This window comes from Streptomyces sp. W16 (genome assembly GCF_033194735.1).
Taxonomy (GTDB): Bacteria; Actinomycetota; Actinomycetes; order Streptomycetales; family Streptomycetaceae; genus Streptomyces.
On the sequence record NZ_JAWOAI010000669.1, the window covers coordinates 1 to 4,517 of the forward strand.

General features: G+C 72.1%; 3 protein-coding genes and 1 pseudogene. All 4 read right to left on the reverse strand.

The window, feature by feature from the left end; all coding sequences use genetic code 11:
* Positions 1 to 287, reverse strand: a pseudogene (locus tag R6V09_RS46690) (hypothetical protein); the annotation flags it as partial.
* A 117-nt stretch (positions 288 to 404) separates the two neighbouring features.
* Positions 405 to 2,402, reverse strand: coding sequence for a sensor histidine kinase (locus tag R6V09_RS46695; protein ID WP_317887538.1), 1,998 nt, complete (start codon positions 2,400 to 2,402; stop codon positions 405 to 407).
* Between the two features lie 518 nt (positions 2,403 to 2,920).
* The gene (locus R6V09_RS46700; RefSeq protein ID WP_317887539.1) at positions 2,921 to 3,700 is read right to left on the reverse strand and encodes an MHYT domain-containing protein; all 780 of its coding nucleotides are present in this window, start codon (positions 3,698 to 3,700) and stop codon (positions 2,921 to 2,923) included.
* Positions 3,701 to 3,893: 193 nt separating this feature from the next.
* Positions 3,894 to 4,517 (reverse strand): GHMP family kinase ATP-binding protein (locus tag R6V09_RS46705; RefSeq protein ID WP_317887540.1); only part of this gene is annotated, 624 nt, incomplete at its 5' end.

The window sequence follows — 4,517 nt, forward strand, 5'->3', positions numbered from 1 at the left end:
CTTCCGATCTCGGCGAAGGCCGTGGTGGCCGGGGCGGTGCCGGTGGCGGTCGCGGTGCGGGTGGCCGGGAAGGTCTCCGGCTTGGTGCCCGAGGGGGCCGCGTCGGTGCTCGTGTCGGTGGTGGAGCCGGAATCCGTGGCCGCGAACACCACCGGGGTCAGGGCGGCCCCGGCGGCGACGGCTCCGGCGGCCCCGATCGCGCCGCGACGCGAGAGGGACCGCTTCCTGCGGTGGGACGAGGTGGGGGACGGCGGTGTGGGGGTGGACGGCGTGGGGGCGTCGGACACGGAATTGGCCTTTCCGGCAGTGCACTTGAAGTATCAAACGAACCTATCCGTCCCATCCGCCCCACCTGTACTGCGATTGCGGTACATCTGTGTGGAGATGGTGCGAAGAGCGCGGTCTCAGGCACCGGCCCCGCGCAGCCGCTGCTGCGGGACCAGGGCCGACGCGGGCGCCAACCCCCGCCCGCCGGAGGCGTGTTGGTGTTCGCCCACCGGCATGTCGTCGCGCATCAGGCCCTCGGGGATGAGTACCGCGGCCGTGACCCCGCCGGTCGACGAGTGCCGTACCTCCACCCGCAGGCCCTGCCGTTCACGCAGCCGGTTGACCACGAACAGGCCGATCTGCTTGGCGTCGAGGAGGTCGACCTTCTCGGACTGGATCTTGCGGTTGGCGTCGACCATCGCGTCCTCCTTCATGCCGAAGCCGCTGTCCTCGATCTCGATGAGGATGCCCTCCCGCAGCCGGGCGGCGCGCAGCTGCACCTGGGTGCTGGGTGGTGAGAACGCGGTCGCGTTCTCGACGAGTTCGGCGAGCAGATGGATCACGTCGGCGACCGAACCGCCGGTCAGCGACACCTTCGGTACGGCCCAGATCTGCACCCGGGACGAGTTCTCGATCTCGGCGACGGCCGCGCGCAGGATGTCGGACAGCGGGATCGGGTCCCGCCAGCCGCGGCCGGGCGCGATGCCGGACAGGATCAGCAGGCTCTCGGAGTGGCGGCGCATGCGCGTGGCCAGGTAGTCGACGCGGTACAGCTCCTGCAGCTCGGCCGGGTCGCGCTGTCTGCGCACCATCGCGTCGAGCAGGTCGAGTTGGCGGTGCAGCAGGACCTGGCTGCGGCGGGCGAGGCTGACGTAGACGCCGGAGATGCCGCTGAGGAGTTCGGCGCGTTCGGAGGCGGCCCTGAGGGCTGCGCGCTGGACGGCGGTCAACGCGGTGCCGACCTGGGCCAGTTCGTCACCGGCGAGGCGGCGCATGGGAGCTTCGGCGTCGATGTCGACGCCCTGTCCCGCGTGCAGTCGGCGCATGGCCCGCGGGAGGCTGCGGCCGGCCACTTCGAGGGCGGAGTTGCGCAGGTCGAGGAGTTCGACGATCAGGCCGCGGCCGACGAGCACGGAGACGAGCAGCGACAGCAGCACGCCGACCAGGCCGAGGACCACGGCGATCCCGGAGGCGCCGAGCGTGTCCCAGCCGAAGGGGTCGGCGGCGGCCGTGGCTCCCGTACCGGCCTTCGTCTCGGCCGTGTCGAGCCCGGTGAGCACTCCGCCCGCGGCGGAGTCCCAGCCGCGCAGCAGCCCCGTGGACACGGCGGAGGTGCCGGGGCCCGCGCTGCGCACCCGGTTCTCCACGGCCTGGAACTGGGCGTAGCCGGTGCCGTCCAGGACCTTGCGGTACGCCGTCCGGTGCTCGGCCTTGAGGTCGGCGACCGCGGGTTCGAGCAGTGAGTGCCGGGTGGCGACGGCGCCGACGAACAGCGCGTACTGCTCCTTCGTCAGCTCGCCCCCGGTGCGGGCGGCGCCGAGCAGTGCCTGTTCCTGGGCGACCGCCTCGCGGGCCCGGGACAGTTCGAGCACCACGCGTGCCTCGGAGGCGTCGGCGGCGGTCTTGTCGCCGGTGAGGGCACCGGTGACGGAGAAGCCGTGCTCGACGATCGCCGAGTAACTGCTGTACGTCGCCGTCGACTTGGCGCCCTTGGCGGTGGCGCTCGTGCGCAGCGCGGCGAGGCCGGTGGCGTCGGCCTCCAGTTTGTCGATACGGCCCGGCAGCGAGGAGTCGATGAGTGCCGCGTCCGAGCTGGAGTCGTTGACGCCGTCGCGCAGCGCGGCGGCGGCCGTGTCGGTGGCCCTGGTGGCGGCCTTGAAGGCACCCGGGGCGTCCGCGTGGCGCAGGGCCGCCGTCCGCTCACCCTGCACGGCGGTGATGAACTCGGCGACGGGGGCGAGGAGTTCGGAGTTGACGTCCTTGGCGGTCTCGGTGTCGGCGATGCTCGACGCCGTCGTCACCGCGGCGAAGCCCCAGAGGGCCATCAGGGACACGACGGGCAGCATCAGCAGGGCGACGATCTTCGCGCGGACCGATCTGGGGCGCAGCCGGGCGGGCGTGCGGAGGACACGCATGGGGGACCTCGTTCAGGGAAGTGCGGGGTGGTTCGAACGGCGGTGGCCGCCGGGGGAGTTGGCGGGCCGGTGCCGTGAGGAGAGCCGAAGCCGGCTCAGACCGTGGCGAGTTCGACCTCGCGCAGCGATTCGGGGCCTGTGGCCCCCTGGAGGGGGTGGGGTCGGCGCCGGGTGAAGAGCCGAAGCCCGGCTCGGACCGGGCCGGTTCGACCTGGCGGAGCAACCTGGCGCCCACGCCCGGGGGTTGGGGCGGACGCCGTCCGACGAGCCCGAAGCCCGACTCCGACCGTGACGGGTTCGATCTCGTACAGCGACTCGGCACCCGGCCCCGGGGGGCGGGGCCGACGCCGTTCGGAGAGTCGAACTCGGTCCGGACCGCGGCGCGTTCGACGCCGTTCGGCAATCGACGCCGACGCCCCGGGGAAGCGGGAGCCGTTGCCGGTCCGGGCTCGCTCGGCAACCAATGCCGGCCGCCCGAGACGTGGTTGGCATCGCCGTACGCGCCGGTCGAAGTCGGTTCAGACCGTGGCGAGTTCGACCTCGCGCAGCAACTCGGCCGCGAAGGCCGACTCGTGGCGCTTGCCGGTCGGGGACAGGGCGACGTAGGCGGAGGCCAGGAAGAGGAAGGAGCCGAGCACTACGGCGAGCGGGAAGATGAACTCCGTGGCGGTGGCACCGGAGAGGGTCGCGCCGCTGGGTGCGAGGGTGACGCTCACGGCGTACATCCCGGTGTAGTGCATGGTGCTGACCGCGAGTCCCATGACGAGGGCGGCGAGGGTGGCGAGGACCGGGCCGCGGACGATCAGGGTGAGGGTGAGCGCGGCGGTCGCGGCGACGACGGCGATCGCGACGGAGGCGATGACGAGCACGGGGTCGTAGTCGATCGAGCCGTGCAGGTCGAGCGCGGCCATGCCGGTGTAGTGCATGGCGGCGACGCCGAGGCCGGTGCCGATGCCGCCGAAGGCGACCGAGGTGACGCGGGAGCGACCGTATCCGGCGGTGAAGACGCCGGCGGCGACCACGCCGATCGACATCAGCAGGCTGAGGACGGTGAGCGGGACGTCGTAGCGGATGGGGGTGCCTTCGACGCTGAAGCCGAGCATGGCCACGAAGTGCATGGTCCAGATGCCGGAGCCGATGGCGACGGAGGCGAGGGTCAGCCAGTTCCGTTTGGAGGCACCGTCGGTCTCAAGTGCCCTTACGGTGCAGCGCAGTCCGAGCGCGGCGCCGACGCAGGCCATCGCGTAGGACAGGACCGGGGTGACCCAGCCGGCGCTGAAGTGGTCCATGTGGCCCATGGGGAGGTTCCTCTCGGGCGTGGCGCGGCGAGACCGCGCGCGCAGGGAGTACCGCCGGTAACAAGGACCGGAGGTTGGCTGATCATGCCAGCCGCACCTGCGGGACATACGCCATGAATGGGACCATGGGGTTGATTGGCGAACATTAAATCAATGTGGTTTCGATAACACCGCACATGCGCATTTTCGCAGTTCAAGCGGGGTTTTCGTGGACCTCGTGTGAAGGTCGGTCAATCACGGTCGCCCCTGCCGCCGGACCCGCCGCCGTACGTACCGTCCGGCATGTCCCCGAGGCCGTCAGCGCCGCGGCCACCTTCGCCGCCGACCCGGGGTCGCGGGCGAGGAACGCCGTCGTGGGGCCCGAGCCGGAGACCAGCGTGGCGAGGGCACCCGCGGTGCGGCCCGCGGCGAGGGTGTCGGCCAGTTCCGGGAAGCGCGAAAGGGCGGCGGGCTGCAGGTCGTTGGAGACGGCGGCGGCGAGCGCGTCCGGGTCGCCCTTCTCGAGCGCGTCGAGGAGCGGCTGCGAGGCGACCGGCTCGGGGATGTCGACGCCTTCCGCCAAGCGGTCGAACTCCCGGAACACCGCCGGGGTCGACAGCCCCCGCCCGGCCATCGCGAACACCCAGTGGAAGGTGCCGCCGGTCTCCAGGACCGTCAGCTTCTCGCCGCGCCCGACACCCAACGCCGCCCCGCCCACCAGGCTGAACGGCACATCGCTGCCCAACTCGGCGCAGATGTCGAGCAGTTCGGCCCGCGAGGCACCGGTGCCCCACAGCGCGTCGCACGCCACCAGCGCGCCCGCGCCGTCCGCACTGCC

Bases quoted from the DNA above. Each gene is read 5' to 3' on its own strand.
- R6V09_RS46695 (WP_317887538.1), bottom strand. From the start codon at position 2,402: ATGCGTGTCCTCCGCACGCCCGCCCGGCTGCGCCCCAGATCGGTCCGC.
- R6V09_RS46700 (WP_317887539.1), bottom strand. From the start codon at position 3,700: ATGGGCCACATGGACCACTTCAGCGCCGGCTGGGTCACCCCGGTCCTG.